Below are 18,749 nucleotides of genomic sequence, written 5' to 3'. Positions count from 1 at the left end.
TGCTGTTGATGAACTAAAACGCCGACGCAGATGTATCTTGGACGCCTTTGGTTTGGGCCGTTCTCCGTGACTCCGTGTCTCCGTGGTGAAAAGTTCTCATCGGAAGCGCATTCCCGCGAGCCTCCGCGAGAATCCGCCACCTTTGCTCAGACTCTTGAACTGCTTCTTCATCATGGCGTACTGCTTCAGCAATTGATTCACTTCCTGGACCGTGGTGCCAGAGCCGCGGGCAATACGTTTGCGGCGACTGCCGTTGATCGCTTCGTGATGGTCGCGTTCATACGGCGTCATCGAGTTGATGATGGCTTCCACGCGATTCAACTCTTTGTCGTCGACCTTATCGGCCATTCCCTGAATTCCGGCGAAGGGACCAACACTGGGCAGCATCTTGACGATGCTCTGCAGCGAGCCTAGCTTCTTGATCTGCCGCAGCTGCTCGCGAAAATCCTCAAGAGAGAAGCCATCGCCGCTGAGCGCCTTCTTAGCGAACTCTTCGGATTTCTTCGTGTCCAGCTTCTCCTGTGCTTTCTCGACCAGCGACAGAATGTCGCCCATGCCAAGAATGCGGCCAGCAATGCGATCCGGATGGAAGGGCTCGAGCGCGTCGTACTTTTCACCAACACCCAGGAACTTGATCGGCTGTCCGGTGACGTTACGGATCGAGAGCGCCGCGCCACCACGGGCATCGCCATCCATCTTTGTGAGGATTACGCCCGTCAAGCTGAGCTTCTTGTGAAACTCGTTTGCGGAGTTCACCGCGTCTTGTCCGGTCATCGCGTCGGCGACGAACAGGATCTCCTGCGGAGTCAGAAGCTTCTTCAGAAGCTGCATTTCGTTCATCAGTTCATCGTCGATGTGTAGACGACCGGCGGTATCGACAATGAGTACATCGCAGCCTGAGTTCTGCGCCTCGCGACGAGCTTCCTTCGCCAGGCGCTCGACCACAGCGGTGGACGCCTCGCCGTCAACCTTGCCTTCATAGATATTCGCGCCGATCGCGTTAGCGACAACCCTCAACTGCTCACGGGCGGCCGGACGGTACACGTCTACCGACACCAGCATGGGGCGGTGTCCACCCTTTTTGAACCACTGCGCCAGCTTTCCCGAAGAAGTGGTTTTGCCCGAGCCCTGCAAGCCGGCCATGAGGACAACGGTGGGCGGCTGCGATGCAAACTTGATCTTGGCCGTGTCCTTGCCCAGGATCGCGACCAGCTCGTCGTGAACGATCTTGACTACTTGCTCGGTCGGCGAAATCTGCAGCATTACCTCCGACCCGACGGCCTTCTCGCGAATGTGGTCAATCAACTCCTTGACGACTTTGAAGTTAACGTCGGCCTCAAGCAGCGCCAGGCGAATCTCGCGCAGCGCCTCCTCCATGTTCTCATCAGTAAGGCGCCCCTGCCCGCGCAGGTTCTTAAAGGTTCGTTGAAGTTTTTCGGAGAGATTCTCAAACATAGGACAAGACCTAATTCTAAACGCTCTCGAATTTGTCGAACATTTCGCTTGCTAACCGTTTGGCTGCACCGGAGGAGGGCCGCTTTACTTCTTGTTATAATGTAAAGCATGGCGGAAGCGACACTTTCAGCAAAAAATCAGATTGTGATTCCTCGCGAGGCTCGTGAAGCTTTGGGGCTCAAGCCAGGAGACAAAATTCTGGTCGTTGTGCGCAGTGACCGAGTTTTGGTGTTGCGCAAACCTAAGTCGTACCGCAAGGCGATTCGCGGTCTCGGTCGAGGAGTCTACCCGAGCGACTATCTTGAGAAGGAGCGCGACGATTGGGATTAGATCGTCTGCGTTCATTTCTTAATCGCCATCATCGCATAGCACTCGATACCAGCGTATTCATATATCAGTTGGAAGAACACCCGAAATACGTCACGTTCACCGATCAAGCGTTCCTTTGGCTGGAGCAGAGCGGCAATCAAGCTCTTACGTCGACGCTTACGATGACTGAACTGCTGGTTCAGCCTTATCGTGAAGTCGACAAAAAACGCGCGGATGCCTTCTCGAGTTTGTTGTCAACTTATCCGAAGCTGGAATGGATTGCCACGACGCTCGAAGTTGCGGATCTCGCTGCTAGAATTCGAGCTCTTCATCGCCTGAAAACGCCCGACGCAATCCTGGCAGCGGCTGCGGTTCAAAGCAGAGCTACTGGGCTGATTACGAATAACGACGTCTTCCAACGGGTGAAATCCTTCGAGACTCTGGTTCTAAACGAACTACTCTAACGGTTTGCTGATTCCCGGTAGCTCACGAGGAAAGAATCTTAATTCCATATGTTAAGAAAGTTTAAGAGTTGCACCCGCCAGATGAATCTCTCCGAGCGCCACGCATCACATCATGGTCTACACAGCAGATGTTTGAACGCACGGAGGATTCATGACACGGTTGCTTCGTAATGCTAGCTCGCTGCTCTTAGCAGGCGTCCTTATCGCGCCTGTTGCAATGTACGCACGCCCTGACGATCGCGATCACGACAAGGATCATCGGGTTTACGATCCTTATCGCCACGATTACCACAATTGGAACGGTGATGAGGATCGAACATATCGCGATTGGTACTCTCGAACCCACAATGGCCGCGAATATCGTGATTACGGGAAGCTGAAGAAGAAGGAACAACGAACCTATTGGACGTATCGCCATGATCATGATCACGATCATGACGATCATCACTGAGTACTCTGGAGCGCCGGGCGCCTCGCCCGGCGCACTCGTTTTCGGCTACGTGACTATTAACTGCAGAAGCTTTCCCGTTTCAGGAAGGTCGCCTGTTTCTTTGTAGTCGAATAACTTGGCTCCATCGCGGAAGATCTGGAGCTGCCCAGGCGGACCTGAACGCACCTTCACTTCGATTCCTTTTTCGGCTGCTGCTTTGCGCAGGCTCACGGCCGCGCGGCGCAGGTCAAATCAGAACAGGCAGCGTCGTACTTCAATCATGCTTCTTTTCCCCAGATTGCCTTTGCGGCGAGAATTGTATTCACGTGGATTGTGACTGTGTCCTGCACGTTGCGCGCGTATCCTCCAGCGTACGTAACCATCACCGGGATACCCCGGGCCTCAGCCACCTTAAAGACTAACTCATCCCTTTGCTTCAGCCCTTCAATCGTAAGGGCTAGCCCGCCAAGCTGGTCCTCGCGGTACGGATCGGCTCCAGCTACGTAGCAGAGCAGGTCGGGCGAGAACTGACGTAATCCGGAGCTCAACGATTGATCGAGCCAGGCGAGATACTCCGAGTCGCTGGTCCCATCGGGCAGGTTCACATCAATCGAAGAGGGTGGCTTATAGGCCGGGTAGTTGTTCTGCTGATGCAGCGAGATGGTGAAGACCTCGTCTTCGTCCGCCACCGAAGTGGTCGTGCTGACCTGGGCCTTTACTTTGGCCGCAGAAAGGCTGGGCAGCGGCTTCGCCTTCTGAGTTTTTGGCGGAAAGATCGCGGCGGTGCCATTGCCGTGGTGCACATCGCAGTCAACCGTCATGGCACGCCGAATTCGGCCGAGTTTCTGCATTTTGCGGATGGCGACGGCGACGTCATGAATCATGCAAAAGCCCTCGCCGTGATCGGGATACGCATGGTGAAATCCGCCGCCGATGTTTACGCCAACACCTTCGGCAAGAGCCGTCTCAGCCGCGAGAATGGAACCGCCGGCAGCCAGCCAGAACGCCTTTACCAATTGCGGTGAGTACGGCAACTCCATCTGCATCTCTTCGTAGGAACTCAACTCTCCGTGCAGCAGGCGGTCTACATACCCGGCGCCGTGTACCAGGCGAACATCATCGTCAGAGGCAGGAGCCGGCTCGATAAAGTCGCTGTCGTCAGCTTCCCCGGTTTCGAGCAGACGGTCGTGAATCATCCGGTACTTTTGTGCCGGAAAGACGTGGGCACCAATCGGGAGGTAGTAATCCTTGCTGTAGACAAGGCGGAACGGGAGACGCATGAGTGGACTTCCGGAGGCTATTGTAGCTTTCGCATTTCAAGCGCGCGCCTAGAACCAAACGCAACTACTCACGCAGATGAACACAGATTTATGGATTCACGCAGATGGATGAGGGCTGAGCAAAAAGCTCGTTGGTGGATTTCGCTGTTCGCTTCGAGCGACAGTTCAGCACAGGGCACAAGAGTGGGAACATACCGCGCTCCTTTGAAGTAATCCGCAAAAAAAATCTGCGTGAATCCGTCAATCTGCGTTCATCTGCGTGAGTAGTTGCCTTTGCCGTTGTTCTTCGCTCACAACACCAACATAGGTTTACAGTAGCTCTTACCCGATGCCTGATTTTTGCGATGTAGCCTTGCCGGTACCTCTGGAGATGACCTTCACCTATCGCGTGAACGGGCAGACACCTGTGGTCGGCGGCCGTGTGCTGGTTCCCTTCCGTACATCCCGACTGCCGGGCGTCGTGACGGCATTACACGATCAGCCGCCGGGCGTTGAGGCTAAGACGGTTCATTCGGTCCTCGACGCCGAACCACTGATTGATCCTCCGCTCATGCAACTTGCGGAATGGATCTCGAATTACTACATCGCACCGATCGGTGAAGTCCTGCGCGCGATGTTGCCGTTGCAGGCTGAAGTGAAGCGCGACTGGAGATACAGCATCACTGAGGCTGGACGAAATGCGCTCTACGACTCTGCACAAAGCGGTAACTCGGGTCGCTCGAAAAAGCCAATAGCCGATCAGATGGTCGAATACCAGGTACTCGACTACTTGTCACAAATCGACAGCGCGAGGGAGAACGCGTTACGCAGCGCTGCTGGAGCGACTCGCGAGGTCCTACGTGGACTGCAGTCCAAACGCTGGATTGTTCGTGAGGACATAACTTCGACACGCGATGCCCGGCGAACGGTGAAGATCGCGCAACTTGTCCTGCCATCAGCACAGGAAGGTTCAGGACGCAAGCTGAATCCGAATCAGGAAGCGCTGCTAAGTAGGTTGGCAGCATCTGCAGGCACAGTAACGGTCGAAGAGCTGAATGGTCTTGACGTTCCGCGGACAACTCTCGGTACTCTCGTCCGTCGCGGACTGGTCAAGATCGAGGAGAGGCCGGCCGAATTTCGGGTCACGACTTTGCCGGCATCCTCCGCACATTATGCACGCGAGCATCTCAGTCCCGCTCAAACTCGCGCGCTGGACGCGATCGAAGCCAGCGTCGAGGAGCGACGCTTCTCGGTCAGCCTGCTGCATGGAGTCACCGGGTCGGGAAAAACCGCAGTCTACCTGACTGCCATGCAATCCGTCCTTGCCCAGGGACGCTCCGCGATTCTCCTCGTTCCCGAAATAGGACTCACGCCTGCCGCGGCTGCCAACCTGCATCGTATATTCGGAGACCAGGTTGCGATTCTGCATTCTGGCCTTACAAATGACGAGCGGGCGGAACAATGGCACCGCATTCATCGCGGCGATGCCCGCATTGTAGTGGGGACACGTTCGGCGGTCTTCGCCCCGGTAAAAGACCTCGCCCTTGTTGTCGTCGACGAGGAGCATGACTCCTCCTATAAGCAGGAAGAAACGCCCCGCTACAACGGACGCGATGTCGCCATCATGCGCGGCAAACTTTCGGCAGCTGCGGTTGTGCTAGCGTCCGCTACTCCTGCGCTCGAGACCTATCACAATGCGCGGCAAGGACGATACAGGCTCATCGAGTTGCGCGAACGCGTTCAACAACGCCCGCTTCCCGAAGTGGAAGTCCTCGACATGCGCCTTGAGTTCCAACAAATGGGCGAGGAGAAGTTTTTCTCACGAAAGCTAGTCGAAGAAGTTCGCGAGCGGTTGGAGGCCCGCGAGCAGGTCATCATTCTGCTGAACCGGCGTGGATACTCGGCTGTGGTGCTCTGCCGTTCTTGCGGCGAGACGCTCCAGTGCATCAACTGTGCCGTTTCCCTGACTCATCACAAAGGCGTAATATCCCTCGCATTACTTGCGCGGCGAGTGCCTGCGGGGCAGCGACTGGAGTGCCACTACTGCGGCTATCGTGCTGCGGTTCCGAAGATCTGTCCTAAGTGTTCAGCCGAGCACCTTTACTTTCTTGGCGCCGGCTCCGAAAAGATCGAAGAAGCCTTGCAGGAGGCATTCCCGAGCGCTCGGATCGGAAGGCTTGATCGTGACACAGTTCGCACCCGACACGACTTCGAACGCGTCCTGAACCAGCTGCACGCCGGTGAACTCGACCTTCTAGTGGGCACGCAAATGATCGCCAAGGGACACGACATTCATGGCGTCACTCTTGTCGGCGTAGTCGGAGCCGACTTCGCTCTCGGGCTTCCGGACTTCCGCGCCGCTGAGCGGACGTTTCAATTGCTAACGCAAGTAGCTGGCAGGGCCGGACGAGGTGAGAGCCCGGGTAAAGTCGTCCTCCAGACCTACTTCCCCGAGCACTACGCGATTCGTTACGCCGCATTGCACGACTATCTCGGCTTCTACGAGCAGGAGCTTCGCTACCGAAAATGGATGCACTATCCGCCGTTCACTAGCGTGGCTAATGTTTTGCTTCGCAGCGATAAGCTTGATCATGCAATGCGCTATGCAGGCATCGTACATCGCTGGGTAGAGGGCACGCGCATGGAAGGCGTCCGCGTGATGGGCCCGGCCGCTGCTCCACTCTCGCGCCTGAAGCGCGATTATCGCTACCATTTCATCCTGAAGTCTGCCAGCCGCGAGAAGCTCAACGGAACCTTACGCTCACTAATTACGAATGCAATTGCCGAGGACGTGCCGCGAACGAGCATCATCGTCGATGTGGATCCGCAGTCACTGATGTGAGCCTTCGGCTAATTTGACGTCAACCAATCTACCAAACACTGTCATCCCTCGGGCCGCAGCGTCGCCTTCGCAAATGCCCTAAATGCAGATGCGGCCCGGGGATCTGCTTTTTTATCCGTCGGCAACAGCAGATCCCCTGCGCCGCAAATACGAAGAGTGAACGCGGAAATTGGACTCGCTGCGGCGCGAGGGATGACAGTATCAAAGAGGTTTCCGCGAATTATTCGTCGGAGAGAGCTTAATGCAGCATCTGCCACACGCCTGCAGGCTGCACTCCGCGCTCCGGGTCGATTTGGGAAAACGGAGTCGGCAACATAGTTAGCACAAACATCAGGAATGCGAACCAGGCGAGCAGCTTCCGCTTTCGATCCAATGGCGGGTATTCCGGTACAGGTGGATGGCGCATCAGGCTTACGAGCAACAAGAGAGCCCAGATCAACCATCCCGCCCAGCAAAAGATGCCCAGGGGAACTAATGCCACCATCGTTAGCCGCGAGACAAGTTTGTGAGACCGCGGCGACAGCGCGTAGACGATGTGTCCGCCATCGAGCTGTCCGCCGGGCAGCAGGTTCAGAGAAGTGGCAAACATTCCCACCCAAGCCGCGATTGCCACGGGCGAGAGACTAAGTTGCGCTAATTGCAGAGCGCCTTGAGGATGCAGAAGCTTCCATGCGAGATGGAAAACCAGAGGAAAACCCAGCACAAGGCCAGAGTCGCTCAGCTGTGCGGCGGCAGGCCGAGAAGCCATTAATGCTCCGACCAAAACCGGCAATGCCACGACAAATCCGGCGATGGGGCCTGCGATGCCGATGTCGAACAGCGCAGCCCGTGTCCTGATTGGAGAGCGGATGCGAATGAAGGCACCAAGAGTCCCGATCAGTGTGGGCGCTGGAAGGAAAAACGGCAGAGTCGCGTAAACGTTGTTCCGCTGGGCGTAGATAAAGTGCCCCATCTCATGGGCGAGCAGAATTCCCAGCAAAGTCACGCTGAACGGTATGCCTAAAACAAGGTTCCCAGGATTCTGCAGGGCCCAACGTAGAGGAAACAAATCGGCATCGGAATGGAACTGCGGCAAACCTTGAACAAAGTTGTACTGCAGCCGCGCTCCGACGATAAGAGTCGTGAAGATGGTGGCAACAAACAACAGCAGATGCAGCCAATATCTTCGCCGCAAAGGAAGAATGATGTGTACTTCATGCGGCCGAGGCGCTGGCTCGAGGACTTCTATGGGATAACCGGAATCAGACATTCAATAAGACCAAGATTCATTCTCCCATCTTGATCGAGAAAAGCCTACCCAGGCTATGCCACTGGGCTGTGCGTCTTTCGGCCCCCCGGAGCCTGATACGTAGGAAATCGTTGCGGAATGTCACGGTTTGAACGACACACATCCCCGCGCCACAGCCGCGGGCGGCTGTGCCACAAATTCGATAATGTTGGTTTGTTGGAACGGGGTCTTTAGTCGATGGACTGCAGCTCTTTGCCCGGTTTAAAACGCACAGCCTTGCCCGGCGGGATGCTGACCTCGGCTCCTGTGCGCGGGTTGCGGCCGATGCCGGTCTTGCGGGGACGCACGTTGAACACTCCGAAGCCGCGCAGTTCGATGCGATCGCCCTGCGACAAAGCCTTCTTCATGCTCTCGAAGACGGTCTCAACAGCCATTTCAGCTTTCGTTTTGGTGATGCCCGTCTTATTCACGACTTCGTTGATGATGTCGAGTTTGATCACGATCAGCTCCGCAGAGGCTTTGTATCCCAAACAATTGAAGGCAGATGCTAGAGGAGTGGCGCGGCAATGTCAACGCGCAACATTATCAAATCAAGACCTGAGCAAACACTCAGGCTGAATTGTTTATTCTCTTCCGAGTGAAGACTATTCACCTCAAGGTTCCCGCTGAGAACGCCGCAAGCGAAGATGCAGCTATTGCTGAAGCTGCCGCGATCCTCAAGCATGGCGGTCTTGTCGCTATTCCAACGGAGACTGTCTATGGATTGGCGGCCAATGCTCTCGACCCCGCAGCCATCGCGCGCATCTTTGAAGCCAAAGAACGGCCCGCTTGGGATCCGCTCATTGTGCACGTAGCCAATTCCGAAATGATTTCGCAAATAGCTGCTGATTTCCCGGAGAAGGCTAAGACGTTGGCGGATCGCTTCTGGCCCGGACCTCTCACCTTGCTGCTAAGGAGGCACCCGCAACTTCCGCCGGCCGTCACTGCTGGACGCGAAACCGTGGCAGTTCGCATGCCCGCGCATCCAGTTGCGCACGCTGTTATTGCCAGTGCGGGGTTACCCCTCGCTGCGCCCAGCGCGAATCGCTTTGGACGCACCAGCCCAACAACAGCGGAGCATGTGCTTCGTGATCTCGAAGGACGCATTGACGCCGTACTCGACTCCGGCCCAACTCAAATCGGAGTGGAGTCCACGGTACTTGACCCGCTACGAACGCCGCCTCTCCTGCTTCGCCCCGGCGGGATCACCCGTGAGCAGCTTGAAGATTTGCTGGGCCCGATCGAGGTCTATTCGGCTCCCGCGAATGAAGCTCCGCAGGCTCTGGCCTCGCCAGGTCTGGCGGCGCGCCATTACGCACCGCAAGCAAAGTTGATGCTGGTGGAGGGAACGCCAGAGGGGTTCCGCGCAGTCCTCGAGCAACAAGTCTCGAACCTAGGCGACCATGGCGATTACGTGGGCGCAATGGTCCCCGAGGACTGGCTCGACCAACAGTCGCTCTCGCGTGGGGGATTGGTGATCTTCGATTGGGGATCGTGGAGCGATTACGCGCAGCTCGCTCACAATTTATTTGCTGGACTTCGCTACTTGGATAAACCTGGGGTTAGCGTGATTGTGTGCCCATTGCCGTCCGCTGATGGCCTCGGATTAGCGCTGCGTGATCGACTGCTTCGCGCAGCTCGGTGATTATCGCTTTCCGTTGCTGTTCTCGCCCGCCTTAAACATGTAGCGGATGCTTTGCTTGTAGATCAGCACGCCGGGATGGCCGTTGCGATTGATCTTGATGCAATTGCGATCGTACCAATCGATCCAGCCATGCACTTCTTCGCCATCCTTGAGCACCACCACCATCGGCGTACGGCTCGCCATCTGCTTTTGAAAATAGAAAGCCTCAGCATGGGTCTGCTCGATCGCATTCGCGCGCTTCGGCACGCGCTGCTCAGAGCTGGTAAGGGGCCTCTCGCTGCTGGGATCTGAGCGCCGTGGCAGGGACAGGGACGGACGGATCAGTTTGCGGTTTACAAAATCGTCGGCTTCTGGCGCGAGTTCTGGCGCTCGTCCGACTGCCGCGGAATTGCCTGAATCTTTCATACGAGGTGTTTAACCCAACAATATCTGCGTTAGAACCGGCTTGAGTGCCAACATGCGCCGAAGGTCAAGATCGAACAGGCCGATAGCGCGAGAAACTTCCGAAAGGCTGGATTCAAAGCGGTCTGAGTTGCGCTAACCCTATCACAGGCTCTCGCCGCCGCGCAAAGCGGTCAATTCACCACGGAGACACGGAGTCTTCTTCTTGTCATTCCGAACCGCCGGTTTGTGGCGGTGAGGAATCCCTACGGACTTCGTTATTGTCGATTGGTTGAGAACAGCAAATATTGCAGCTTGCGGCTACACGGGCACAGTCTGCAGAAGAGTCGCACGTATTGAAATGCTCGTGCTTATAGGGATTCCTCACCGCCACAAACCGGCGGTTCGGAATGACAAGAAGAGACTAAAGCTAGCGCTCTAAGGAAGTCGCAAACGCATCCAGTGACAGCGAGCGCAGAAGGTTCCTTCTCATGCCTCGTTCTACCTCCGCGAGGCGCTGGGATGCAGTCAGGATCCAATCGAAGTCTACTGACTGCGACAGCCTGCCGAGTTCACCTCGAATATCTGTGTTCCGTACCAGTTCGGGAGTTCCAGACTTCAGCATCAGCAGGTCTTCGAGCAGCGCGTACAACGTACGCAGCAATTGATCGGTCTTATCGCGGCCCTCGGCGCCGGCGCGATAGGTTTCTGTGATCTTGAACAGGTCGGTGTGATCATTTCCCGTAATGGCGCTCCGAAGCATGGTGAGGGCACTGGCTCGGGCCTCGATGTACTCTTCGAGTTTGAAGCTGAGTGCGCGTCCCATAGCGCCGTTCGCCAGCCGCGCCACAAGCTCGCGTTGGGCTGGCTTGAGGTCTTTTCGGGACGTACTGAGCGCCTCGTCCAATTCGCCGACAGGCAACGCTCCCAGCGTGAAGGTTACACAGCGCGAACGGATGGTCGGCAGCAGTTCTCCGGGATTGGTCGTCAGGAGAATTAAAGTCGCATATTCCGGAGGTTCCTCAAGAACTTTCAGCAGTGAATTCGCAGCTTCCTTCATGAACGACGACTCAGTGAAGATGACAACCTTACGGCGGGCCTCGACCGGCTTGTAGAAAATCGAATCAATCACGAGCCGCACCTGGCCCACCTTGACCAGCATCTGCGGTGGATCGGGAGGGACAACGATCACTTCAGGATGCGTCTGGATGAGAATGCGCGCCTCGCGCTTGTCGGCTTCGCGCATTGCCTCACGAGTCTCAACCGCTTCGCCGAACCTTGCTTCAAGATCGTCGGCCTGCCCGATGCGTGTGCAGTTGCTGCAGCGTCCACAAAAATCAGGCAAACCTTCGCTGATTGGCTGTTCGAGGCAGTTCAGCGTCTTCGCGATCATCTGCGCGAGCTTGTACTTCCCCGCTCCTTCGGGTCCGGAGATGATCACAGCATGAGGAAGGCGGTCGCGTCCGAGCATCTCGCGAATGCGGGTAGTGGTTTCGTGGTTGCCGTGAAAATTCTGGAAGGACACGATTGAACTCATTTAACGGCCGCTGCGCGGTTTGCAAGCTGTGGGAAACGGCTCTCCACGGTTCTCAGAATCTCGCCTTCCACGTTCTGGATCGTGCCGGCGGGAATTCTCGATATGCGATTAGCCTCGCGGCGTGCGATCTCATTGAATCCTTGATGAACGCGCCGGAAGAAGGCAGCGTCTTCACTTTCAAAGCGTCCCTCAGACGACTGCGAGCTTTGATTGCGATTGCGCGCGCGGGCAACGCTTGCATCCAGTTCAGACTCGAGTAGCAGTGTCAAATCGGGCCACAAGTCGTGGCAGAGCGTATGGTGCAAATCGAGGACAACCTGCGATCCGAGTCGGCGACCGAAGCCTTGATAGGCTTCCGTGCTGTCGGTGTAGCGGTCGCAAATCACGGTTTTTCCAGCCTTGAGCGCTGGTTCAATCACTTCTTCAACGTGCTGCGCGCGATCCGCGAACATTAACGCCAGCTCGGCGAGCGGGGACAGGCCTGAAGTGCGAGAGTCCAGCAGGATGGAGCGAATACGCTCTCCAATTGCGCTTCCGCCGGGTTCTCGAGTTGCCAGAACGTCGAGGCCGCGCGCGGTAAGTGTCTCGGCGAGGCGCGTAATTTGGGTGCTCTTCCCGGAGCCGTCAAGGCCCTCGAAAGTAATAAAGAGTCCGCGCCTACCGGGCATGGCTAGAGTCTAGCAGTTGCTTGCTATGGCGGGATGTGGCCGTGCTAGTATTCGCGCGATCAATACTCGGCCTGGAGGTCGCTTATGCCAAGGCTCGGTGATGATATCGACGATTATTGCTCGCGTTGTCAGCGCACGACCGATCATTCCGTGGTTGTGATGGCCGGAGACGAAGTCCAGAAAGTCCGCTGCCGCACCTGCAGCTTCGAGCACAAGTACCGCAAGAACAAGGGTGGGCGTAAGGAAATGAGCGCACAGGAAGCGTTTCAGAAAGTGTTGGCTAGCGTCAGCGGCCGGCTGGGCGAAAGTTCGCCCAAGCAGAAGAAACCGAAGACCAAGTAGTTAGCTCATCGCGGTCTGAGGTATCGGCATGCCCAGATACTTCATTACCATCTGCAGGTCCTTCCAAGCTTCTTTCTTCTGGCGCGGATCGCGCAGCAGATACGCCGGATGGTAGGTTACGGCGAGCTTGGTGTTCTTGAAGTCGTAGATTCGCCCCCGCATATTCACCATAGCATCGTTGACTCCGAGAAGCGTCTTGGCAGCGACCGCTCCAAGGGCGACGACGATCTTCGGCTTCACCGCCGCAATTTGCCTCATTAGAAATGGAGAGCACGTGTCGCACTCTTCGCGTTCCGGAGTGCGATTTCCGGGCGGCCGGCACTTGACGACGTTGGCGATGTAGACATCCTCGCGACGAATCCCCATCGCAGTGATCATGTTGTTTAGCAGCTGACCGGCGCGGCCAACAAACGGCTCGCCTTGCTGATCTTCGTCCGCTCCCGGCCCCTCGCCCACAAACATGATGTCGGCCCGCGCATTCCCCACGCCGAACACAATCTGTTTGCGTCCTTGCTTGTGCAGGACGCAGCGAGTGCAATCGCCGAGGTCTTCGCGGATTAACCGCAGAGCTTTTTCAGGAGTCATTTGTTCTTCAGTTCTCGTGTCGAATGGCGATGCCGAACTCGCGCTGGATGGTGAAGAAGCAGCTTGCTGCGTCTCTAGTGTGTGTGATGCGACGCCTGCTGATTGTCGGCGATAGAAATCGTAAATGCCTAGCTCGCGATAGAAACGCACACGTTCTGCGAACTGTTTTTGGAGCTCCGCACCGTTTGTCATGAAAGTCTAGCGAGCAGGCACAGGCTTGCCCGAGCGCGTCTTCAGTTTTAGCACGGCATCGAGGATGCGATGAGCTATTTTCGACTTTTCTGCCCGCGGGATTGCGATCTCTTCGTTGGCGGTAAGGATTGTGACTTCGTTGCGCTCTGAATCAAATCCAATTTCCGGGTCCGATACGTCGTTAACCACGATGGCATCGATTCCCTTCTTGCGGAGCTTGGCGCGTCCATTCTCGATCGCGTTTTGTGTCTCAGCAGCGAAACCGATGAGCACCTGATTCGGATGACGACGGGCGGCAGCCTCGGCGAGTATGTCGGGCGTGGGCTCCAGGTCGAGCGACATTGGGCCATTGCGCCTGATTTTTTGTTCTGACGCTTTGCGCAAACGGAAATCAGCCACAGCCGCAGCCGCGATAATTATTTTGGCCTCGGATGCTCGTGAAAGCACCGCGTTGCGCATTTCTTCAGCCGTCTGCACTTGCACGACGTCCGCGCCCACTGGCGGTTCCAATGCAACTGGTCCTGAAACCAGAATCACCTTTGCTCCACGACGAAGAGCTGCTTCGGCCAGCGCATATCCCATTTTCCCGCTGGAACGATTGCCCAGAAAGCGCACTGGATCCACTGGCTCTCGCGTCGGACCTGCAGTGATAAGCACCGTCTCGCCTGCAAGGTCGCGCACGACTCCGAGCGTCGCCAGCACCGCGGCAACAATCTCCTCCGGCTCGGCAAGGCGTCCTGCACCAACCATGCCGCAAGCGAGGTATCCACTGCCCGGCTCGACGATGTGCAGGCCACGTTTGCGCAGAGTTTCCAAATTCGCTTGCGTTGCCGGATGATTCAGCATTTCGACGTTCATTGTGGGCGCAATGATCACCGGAGCAGGCGTGGCAAGGTAAAGAGTCGAAAGAAAGTCGTCCGCCTGTCCGTGCGCGAATTTGGCGGCAGTATCTGCTGTGCAGGGCGCGACAACTAGCGCGTCAATTGATTGAGCGACGCTGATGTGTTCTACGGCTGAGTCCAGATTCGGCTGCTCGCCGCCAGACTGCCACAGACCAGTGATAACTTTCTCTCCAGAAAGCGCGGCGAAGGTGAGTGGACGCACGAACTCCTGGGCGGCAGCAGTCATGACCACCTGCACGCGGATGCCTGCGTCCTGAAGTAAGCGGACTACTTCGCACGCCTTATATGCGGCGATACCGCCGCACACACCAAACGCAACCTTCATACGACTATTGTAGTCGGAAGGCGCCATCGTTCAGGTTGGAAGTAAGGAATCTAGTCTTCCTTTGGTTCGGGAGGGGCGGCTTGCACTGGCGCTACAGGATCGGGCACGACGTAGCCTACTTTGCCAGCCTGAATCTCGTCCTGAGCGATCCGACAGGCCTTGCGCGAGTCGGTTTCGACGAGCGCACTGGCGCCTCCCTGGAGTTGGCGCGCTCGCCGGGCCGCGACGAGGATGTACCGATACTTGCTATCGAACTCTTTCGTGGGTTCCATTCCTGATGTACCTCAGAGGTTGGTCCTGAACGATTGCAGAACGGGCTGAACTTTCTCGTGACTTCTGGCCAGCAAACATCCCTCAGCGATGCGAGCCAGTTCCTGATCTTCCGAGGTGAGCACCTTTCCTGAGCGACGCGTTCGCTCGGAAAGGACAATGGCCTTCAACTCGTCCACTGCTCTTTCCAGGATCTTGTTGACGAGAATATAGCCGTATTTCTTGTAATTCACAATCTCCTTCTCCGCGTTTTCAAGTCTTCGCTCTATTACTTTAGGGTCCATCTTTTCTGTCTGGCTGCGCCGACGCAGGCGACGCTCGAGAATCTCCCGATTTGGCGGCATTACGAAAATGCTGACCGCGTCGGGGACCTTCTTACGCACCTGCTCTGCGCCTTGCACGTCAATGTCGAGTAACAAATCCTTGCCGCTGGCCTTTGCGTCCTCAAGAAAGCGGCGAGCCGTCCCGTAGTAGTGCCCGAAGACTTCGGCATGCTCCAGAAACTGGTCTTCGGCAATCATGCGCTCAAACTCCGGCCGCGAGACGAAGTAATACTCGCGCCCATTCTGCTCGCTTCCGCGCGGAGGTCGCGTTGTGTAAGAGATCGAAAAATCCAGATTTGGGACAATCGAACGCAGCTCATTCACTAGCGTGGATTTGCCCGATCCGGAGGGTGCGGAAATGATGTAGAGGATGCCTGCCATGCAACTTGCGATTAACGGGACATTTGTTGAATCGGGTGATCGGGTCATCGGATAATCGGCTGAAGTGAAAACCCAAAGCCGAGATCAATAAAGGGTAGGATGTGGCGGAAGTTGAAATCTCTAACACTTCACCCGATCACCCGATCACCCGATTTCTTTCTCACTCCACGTTCTGCACTTGCTCCCTTGCTTTCTCAATCTCTGACTTCATTAGCAGTCCCAATTCCGTAATGCGCAGGCCTTCGCCAGCCACTCCGGCTGTCTTTGAAAGAAGAGTGTTGGCCTCGCGATTCAGTTCCTGCAGGAGGAAGTCCAGCTTCTTGCCGGCTTCGCCGCCGGAGTCAAGCAGCGAGTAGAAGTGTTTGATGTGGTTCTCGAGCCGGACAACTTCCTCCTGGATGTCGCTACGCTCTGCAAGCATTGCGGCTTCCTGCAGTACACGATCCGGATCGATATGGCCCGCGATCAGCTCGTTCATGCGCGATTGCACTTTTTCCAAATAAGCGCGTGAGACCAACGCTCGCAACTTCCCAATCTCGCTGACCGCGTGTGATAAGCCTTCCATGCGCTCGCGCAGTTCCCGGTCGACTCCGCGCCCTTCCTCTTCGCGCATGTGATTCAGACGTTCGATTAACTTTTGCAATTGCTCCAGAATGACTTGTTCAGTTGCTTCATCGAGAGTGGTTGAATCTCCAGAGAGTGCTCCCGGGGTGCGAAGAATAACGTTGAGATCCGGTTGCGCCACAATACCCAACCGCTCTGCTGCTTCCTGAAAAGCCCGCACATAGCCCTCGACTAAAGCATGGTTCAACTGAAAACCACCGGCATCTCCCTGCTGCAGGGAGAGTGCTACTTCAATGTGTCCGCGCGCGATTTTTTCTTTGAGAATGCGGCGCATCTTCAGTTCCAGCGGCGTCGTTTCGACCGGAATGCGAAAATGCAGGTCAAGAAAGCGGTGGTTCACCGATTTCAGGCTCAAAGAAAACGACGTCCGGTCGTTCACCTGATGGGTAAGCTGAGCGTATCCGGTCATTGATCGGACAGGCATTCCTGGCAGAGCTCCTCGCGAGCGAAGTTACTTCACAACCGCGACGTTATCGATTTCAACGAATTGAAGATTGTACAAGCGCTGATAAGTTCCGAAGCGTTGCAGCAGTTCATGATGCGATCCAATGTCGGTGATGGCGCCACTCTCCATCACGATAATCCTGTCTGCGCTGCGCACCGTGGAGAGACGATGAGCGATGACGAATGCCGTTCGATTCTGCATCAAGTTCTGGAGCGCAGTCTGAACCAGGGCTTCTGATTCAGCATCGAGCGCGGAGGTCGCCTCGTCAAGAATCAGGATCGGAGAGTTCTTGAGAATTGCCCGCGCAATTGAAATTCGTTGTTGTTCGCCCCCGGAGAGCCGCATTCCGCGCTCGCCAATCACCGTGTCGTATCCGGCAGGCATACGCATAATGAAGTCGTGAGCCAAAGCAGCCTTCGCCGCCGCTTGCACTTGCTCTTGAGGAATATTCGGACGTCCGTAGGCGATATTGTTGCGCACCGTATCGTTGAACAGTACCGTCTCCTGCGTAACCATCCCGATCTGGCTGCGCAGTGAGCGGACAGTTACGTCACGAACGTCGTGCCCATCGATGAGAATCTTTCCAGCGTTTACGTCGAAAAATCGAGGCAGCAGACGCACGATGGTCGACTTTCCAGCTCCGCTGGGCCCGACGATGGCCACAATCTCTCCGGCTTTGACGTCGAGATTGATGTTGCGCAGAACCTGATGCGATCCCTCCTCGTCGTCATACGAGAAATCTACATCCTGAAAACGAATACTCTCCTTGAACGCGGGCAGATTGATGGCGTTCGGCTTGTCTTTAACATCGTCTTCCACTTCCATGAAGTCGAAGATCGCCGATGAGGCTCCCAGCGCCTGCTGGAAATTGTTATAGAACTGCGCAAACTTGCGCACGGGATCGTAAAGCTTAAACACTGCGACGATGAAAGTAAGGAAAGCGCCTTGGGTGAACGCCTGATGACGAATCTGGTCTCGGCCGAGCAATAGCAGGAGGGCGATCGCGACAGCCCCAATCACGTCCATGAGCGGCGAGCTGATCGCCTGCGCGCTCACCGATCGCAGATTGGCACGGAAGAGCCGGCGAGAGGCACCGCGAAATCGCATCGTCTCCCAAAGCTCCATATTGAAGGCTTTTACGATTCGATTTCCCGCGATGGTCTCGTGCAGCAGGTGTTGAATCTCGGCAAGCTTGTCCTGACCTCTTCTAGTAGTGTGTCGTACGTTGCGCCCGATGCGGCGCGCTGATGTGATGACAACTGGCACAAATAACAACAACACCCAAGCGAGCTTTCCGCCAAACACGATGACGACGCCAACTGTAAATATGAGGGTAAAAAACTGCTGCAGAAACTCGGCCAATACAGAGGACATCGCGTACTGCACGCGCTCCACGTCGTTAATGATGGTGGATAGCAGAGTCCCAGTTGAGTGCTTGGAGAAAAACCTCACCGAGCGCCGCAGGATCGAATCGTAAAGCTCATTGCGCAGGTCGGTAATCATGCCAAACCCGGCATAGCTCACCAGGTATGTGCCCGCGTAGTCGCAGAGTGCCTTAATGATCGTGGCACCTACCAGCGCGACAGCCACCATCGTCCAGGCATTGTGGAATTGGGAGGGAAGGAACTGATGTAGATAGATTGGCCCATGCCCTGGAAGCTGGAACAGCAGGACATCTCGGCCCACAGAATCAGGATTCAGCACGCGATCAAAGATCGGCCGAATCAGCATCACGCGAAAGGCGTCGAGCAAGCCGACGGCCGCAAGCAGAACGACAGATGCAAGAATCGCTAGCCAATATGGACGCACGTAATGAAGCAGTCGCAGAAGGCGACGCCCATGCATCACGGGTTTCAAAGGGTCGTAAGTCAAATGGCCAGGCGGTCGTGAATCCTTATTGTAATAGTGCTCGAGTCGCGGTGGGTCTGGCGCCTAGCATGGCTTAAAAGAAGGTCTTCCGCAATGCTTAATGGTGCGGGAGTGTTTCGCATTACACTCCTGCGCTTCCCTGAACCGGATGGTGTCGTGATCGGGAGGTGCGACAGTCCGCGACACGATAGCAACCAATAGGCCAGAAAGACTGCCGCATATACAGATCTCCAC

At 56.1% G+C, this 18,749-nt stretch carries 20 protein-coding genes; 6 read left to right on the top strand and 14 right to left on the bottom strand.

Going from position 1 to position 18,749, the window contains the following annotated elements; all coding sequences use genetic code 11:
* Positions 1-96: 96 nt before the first annotated feature.
* On the bottom strand, positions 97-1,455 hold the full coding sequence (ffh, locus tag VNX88_10380) for a signal recognition particle protein (protein ID HWY69064.1): 1,359 nt from the start codon (positions 1,453-1,455) through the stop codon (positions 97-99).
* Positions 1,456-1,563: 108 nt separating this feature from the next.
* Between ffh and VNX88_10375 the strand changes: the two genes are divergently transcribed.
* From VNX88_10375 to VNX88_10365, 3 genes are all read left to right on the top strand, one after another.
* A complete protein-coding gene (locus tag VNX88_10375) occupies positions 1,564-1,785 on the top strand; it encodes an AbrB/MazE/SpoVT family DNA-binding domain-containing protein (GenBank protein HWY69063.1) in 222 nt (73 codons plus the stop codon).
* The gene (locus VNX88_10370) at positions 1,776-2,228 is read left to right on the top strand and encodes a PIN domain-containing protein (GenBank protein HWY69062.1); all 453 of its coding nucleotides are present in this window, start codon (positions 1,776-1,778) and stop codon (positions 2,226-2,228) included. The genes VNX88_10375 and VNX88_10370 overlap by 10 nt, the downstream gene beginning before the upstream one ends.
* Before the next feature lie 151 nt (positions 2,229-2,379).
* Complete coding sequence (locus tag VNX88_10365; GenBank protein ID HWY69061.1) at positions 2,380-2,679, top strand: hypothetical protein; 300 nt, start codon at positions 2,380-2,382, stop codon at positions 2,677-2,679.
* A gap of 45 nt (positions 2,680-2,724) precedes the next feature.
* On the opposite strand, the gene VNX88_10360 is transcribed toward VNX88_10365, so the two are convergent.
* Entirely contained in the window at positions 2,725-2,889 is a 165-nt protein-coding gene (locus tag VNX88_10360) for a hypothetical protein (protein ID HWY69060.1), read from the bottom strand.
* Positions 2,890-2,936: 47 nt separating this feature from the next.
* Positions 2,937-3,938 carry a histone deacetylase gene (locus tag VNX88_10355; GenBank protein HWY69059.1) on the bottom strand — a complete coding sequence of 334 codons (1,002 nt, stop codon included), beginning with the start codon at positions 3,936-3,938 and terminating at the stop codon, positions 2,937-2,939.
* Between the two features lie 328 nt (positions 3,939-4,266).
* Here VNX88_10355 and priA point away from each other — a divergent pair, with 328 nt between their 5' ends.
* On the top strand, positions 4,267-6,759 hold the full coding sequence (gene priA / locus VNX88_10350; protein HWY69058.1) for a primosomal protein N': 2,493 nt from the start codon (positions 4,267-4,269) through the stop codon (positions 6,757-6,759).
* 238 nt (positions 6,760-6,997) lie between these two features.
* Here priA and VNX88_10345 read toward each other — a convergent pair whose 3' ends face one another.
* Entirely contained in the window at positions 6,998-8,008 is a 1,011-nt protein-coding gene (locus VNX88_10345) for a site-2 protease family protein (protein HWY69057.1), read from the bottom strand.
* A gap of 209 nt (positions 8,009-8,217) precedes the next feature.
* Positions 8,218-8,487 (bottom strand): HU family DNA-binding protein, encoded by a 270-nt coding sequence (locus VNX88_10340; protein ID HWY69056.1) that lies wholly within the window; start codon positions 8,485-8,487, stop codon positions 8,218-8,220.
* A 119-nt stretch (positions 8,488-8,606) separates the two neighbouring features.
* Here VNX88_10340 and VNX88_10335 point away from each other — a divergent pair, with 119 nt between their 5' ends.
* Positions 8,607-9,671: an L-threonylcarbamoyladenylate synthase gene (locus VNX88_10335; protein ID HWY69055.1), complete on the top strand. Its 1,065-nt coding sequence runs from the start codon at positions 8,607-8,609 to the stop codon at positions 9,669-9,671.
* Here the strand turns inward: VNX88_10335 and VNX88_10330 are convergent, their stop codons facing one another.
* The 3 genes from VNX88_10330 to tmk all read right to left on the bottom strand — a co-directional run bounded on the left by VNX88_10330 (position 9,672) and on the right by tmk (position 12,257).
* Positions 9,672-10,076: a hypothetical protein gene (locus VNX88_10330; protein ID HWY69054.1), complete on the bottom strand. Its 405-nt coding sequence runs from the start codon at positions 10,074-10,076 to the stop codon at positions 9,672-9,674.
* 406 nt (positions 10,077-10,482) lie between these two features.
* On the bottom strand, positions 10,483-11,577 hold the full coding sequence (locus VNX88_10325) for a hypothetical protein (protein ID HWY69053.1): 1,095 nt from the start codon (positions 11,575-11,577) through the stop codon (positions 10,483-10,485).
* A gap of 8 nt (positions 11,578-11,585) precedes the next feature.
* Positions 11,586-12,257 carry a dTMP kinase gene (tmk, locus tag VNX88_10320; GenBank protein ID HWY69052.1) on the bottom strand — a complete coding sequence of 224 codons (672 nt, stop codon included), beginning with the start codon at positions 12,255-12,257 and terminating at the stop codon, positions 11,586-11,588.
* An 84-nt stretch (positions 12,258-12,341) separates the two neighbouring features.
* Between tmk and VNX88_10315 the strand changes: the two genes are divergently transcribed.
* Positions 12,342-12,599: a hypothetical protein gene (locus tag VNX88_10315; protein ID HWY69051.1), complete on the top strand. Its 258-nt coding sequence runs from the start codon at positions 12,342-12,344 to the stop codon at positions 12,597-12,599.
* Here VNX88_10315 and VNX88_10310 read toward each other — a convergent pair whose 3' ends face one another.
* The 6 genes from VNX88_10310 to VNX88_10285 all read right to left on the bottom strand — a co-directional run bounded on the left by VNX88_10310 (position 12,600) and on the right by VNX88_10285 (position 18,491).
* The gene (locus tag VNX88_10310) at positions 12,600-13,376 is read right to left on the bottom strand and encodes a uracil-DNA glycosylase (GenBank protein ID HWY69050.1); all 777 of its coding nucleotides are present in this window, start codon (positions 13,374-13,376) and stop codon (positions 12,600-12,602) included. It abuts the gene before it with no gap.
* 6 nt (positions 13,377-13,382) lie between these two features.
* On the bottom strand, positions 13,383-14,603 hold the full coding sequence (gene coaBC, locus VNX88_10305; protein ID HWY69049.1) for a bifunctional phosphopantothenoylcysteine decarboxylase/phosphopantothenate--cysteine ligase CoaBC: 1,221 nt from the start codon (positions 14,601-14,603) through the stop codon (positions 13,383-13,385).
* Between the two features lie 50 nt (positions 14,604-14,653).
* A complete protein-coding gene (gene rpoZ / locus VNX88_10300; protein HWY69048.1) occupies positions 14,654-14,875 on the bottom strand; it encodes a DNA-directed RNA polymerase subunit omega in 222 nt (73 codons plus the stop codon).
* 12 nt (positions 14,876-14,887) lie between these two features.
* The gene (gene gmk, locus VNX88_10295; GenBank protein HWY69047.1) at positions 14,888-15,577 is read right to left on the bottom strand and encodes a guanylate kinase; all 690 of its coding nucleotides are present in this window, start codon (positions 15,575-15,577) and stop codon (positions 14,888-14,890) included.
* Between the two features lie 160 nt (positions 15,578-15,737).
* On the bottom strand, positions 15,738-16,625 hold the full coding sequence (locus VNX88_10290) for a YicC/YloC family endoribonuclease (GenBank protein ID HWY69046.1): 888 nt from the start codon (positions 16,623-16,625) through the stop codon (positions 15,738-15,740).
* Between the two features lie 27 nt (positions 16,626-16,652).
* Positions 16,653-18,491 (bottom strand): ABC transporter ATP-binding protein, encoded by a 1,839-nt coding sequence (locus VNX88_10285; protein ID HWY69045.1) that lies wholly within the window; start codon positions 18,489-18,491, stop codon positions 16,653-16,655.
* Between the last annotated feature and the right edge of the window lie 258 nt (positions 18,492-18,749).

Source organism: Terriglobales bacterium, assembly GCA_035567895.1.
Taxonomy (GTDB): Bacteria; Acidobacteriota; Terriglobia; order Terriglobales; family Acidobacteriaceae; genus Gp1-AA112.
The sequence above is the reverse complement of the archived record's forward strand: the minus strand, read 5'-3'. Positions and strand labels throughout refer to the sequence as shown.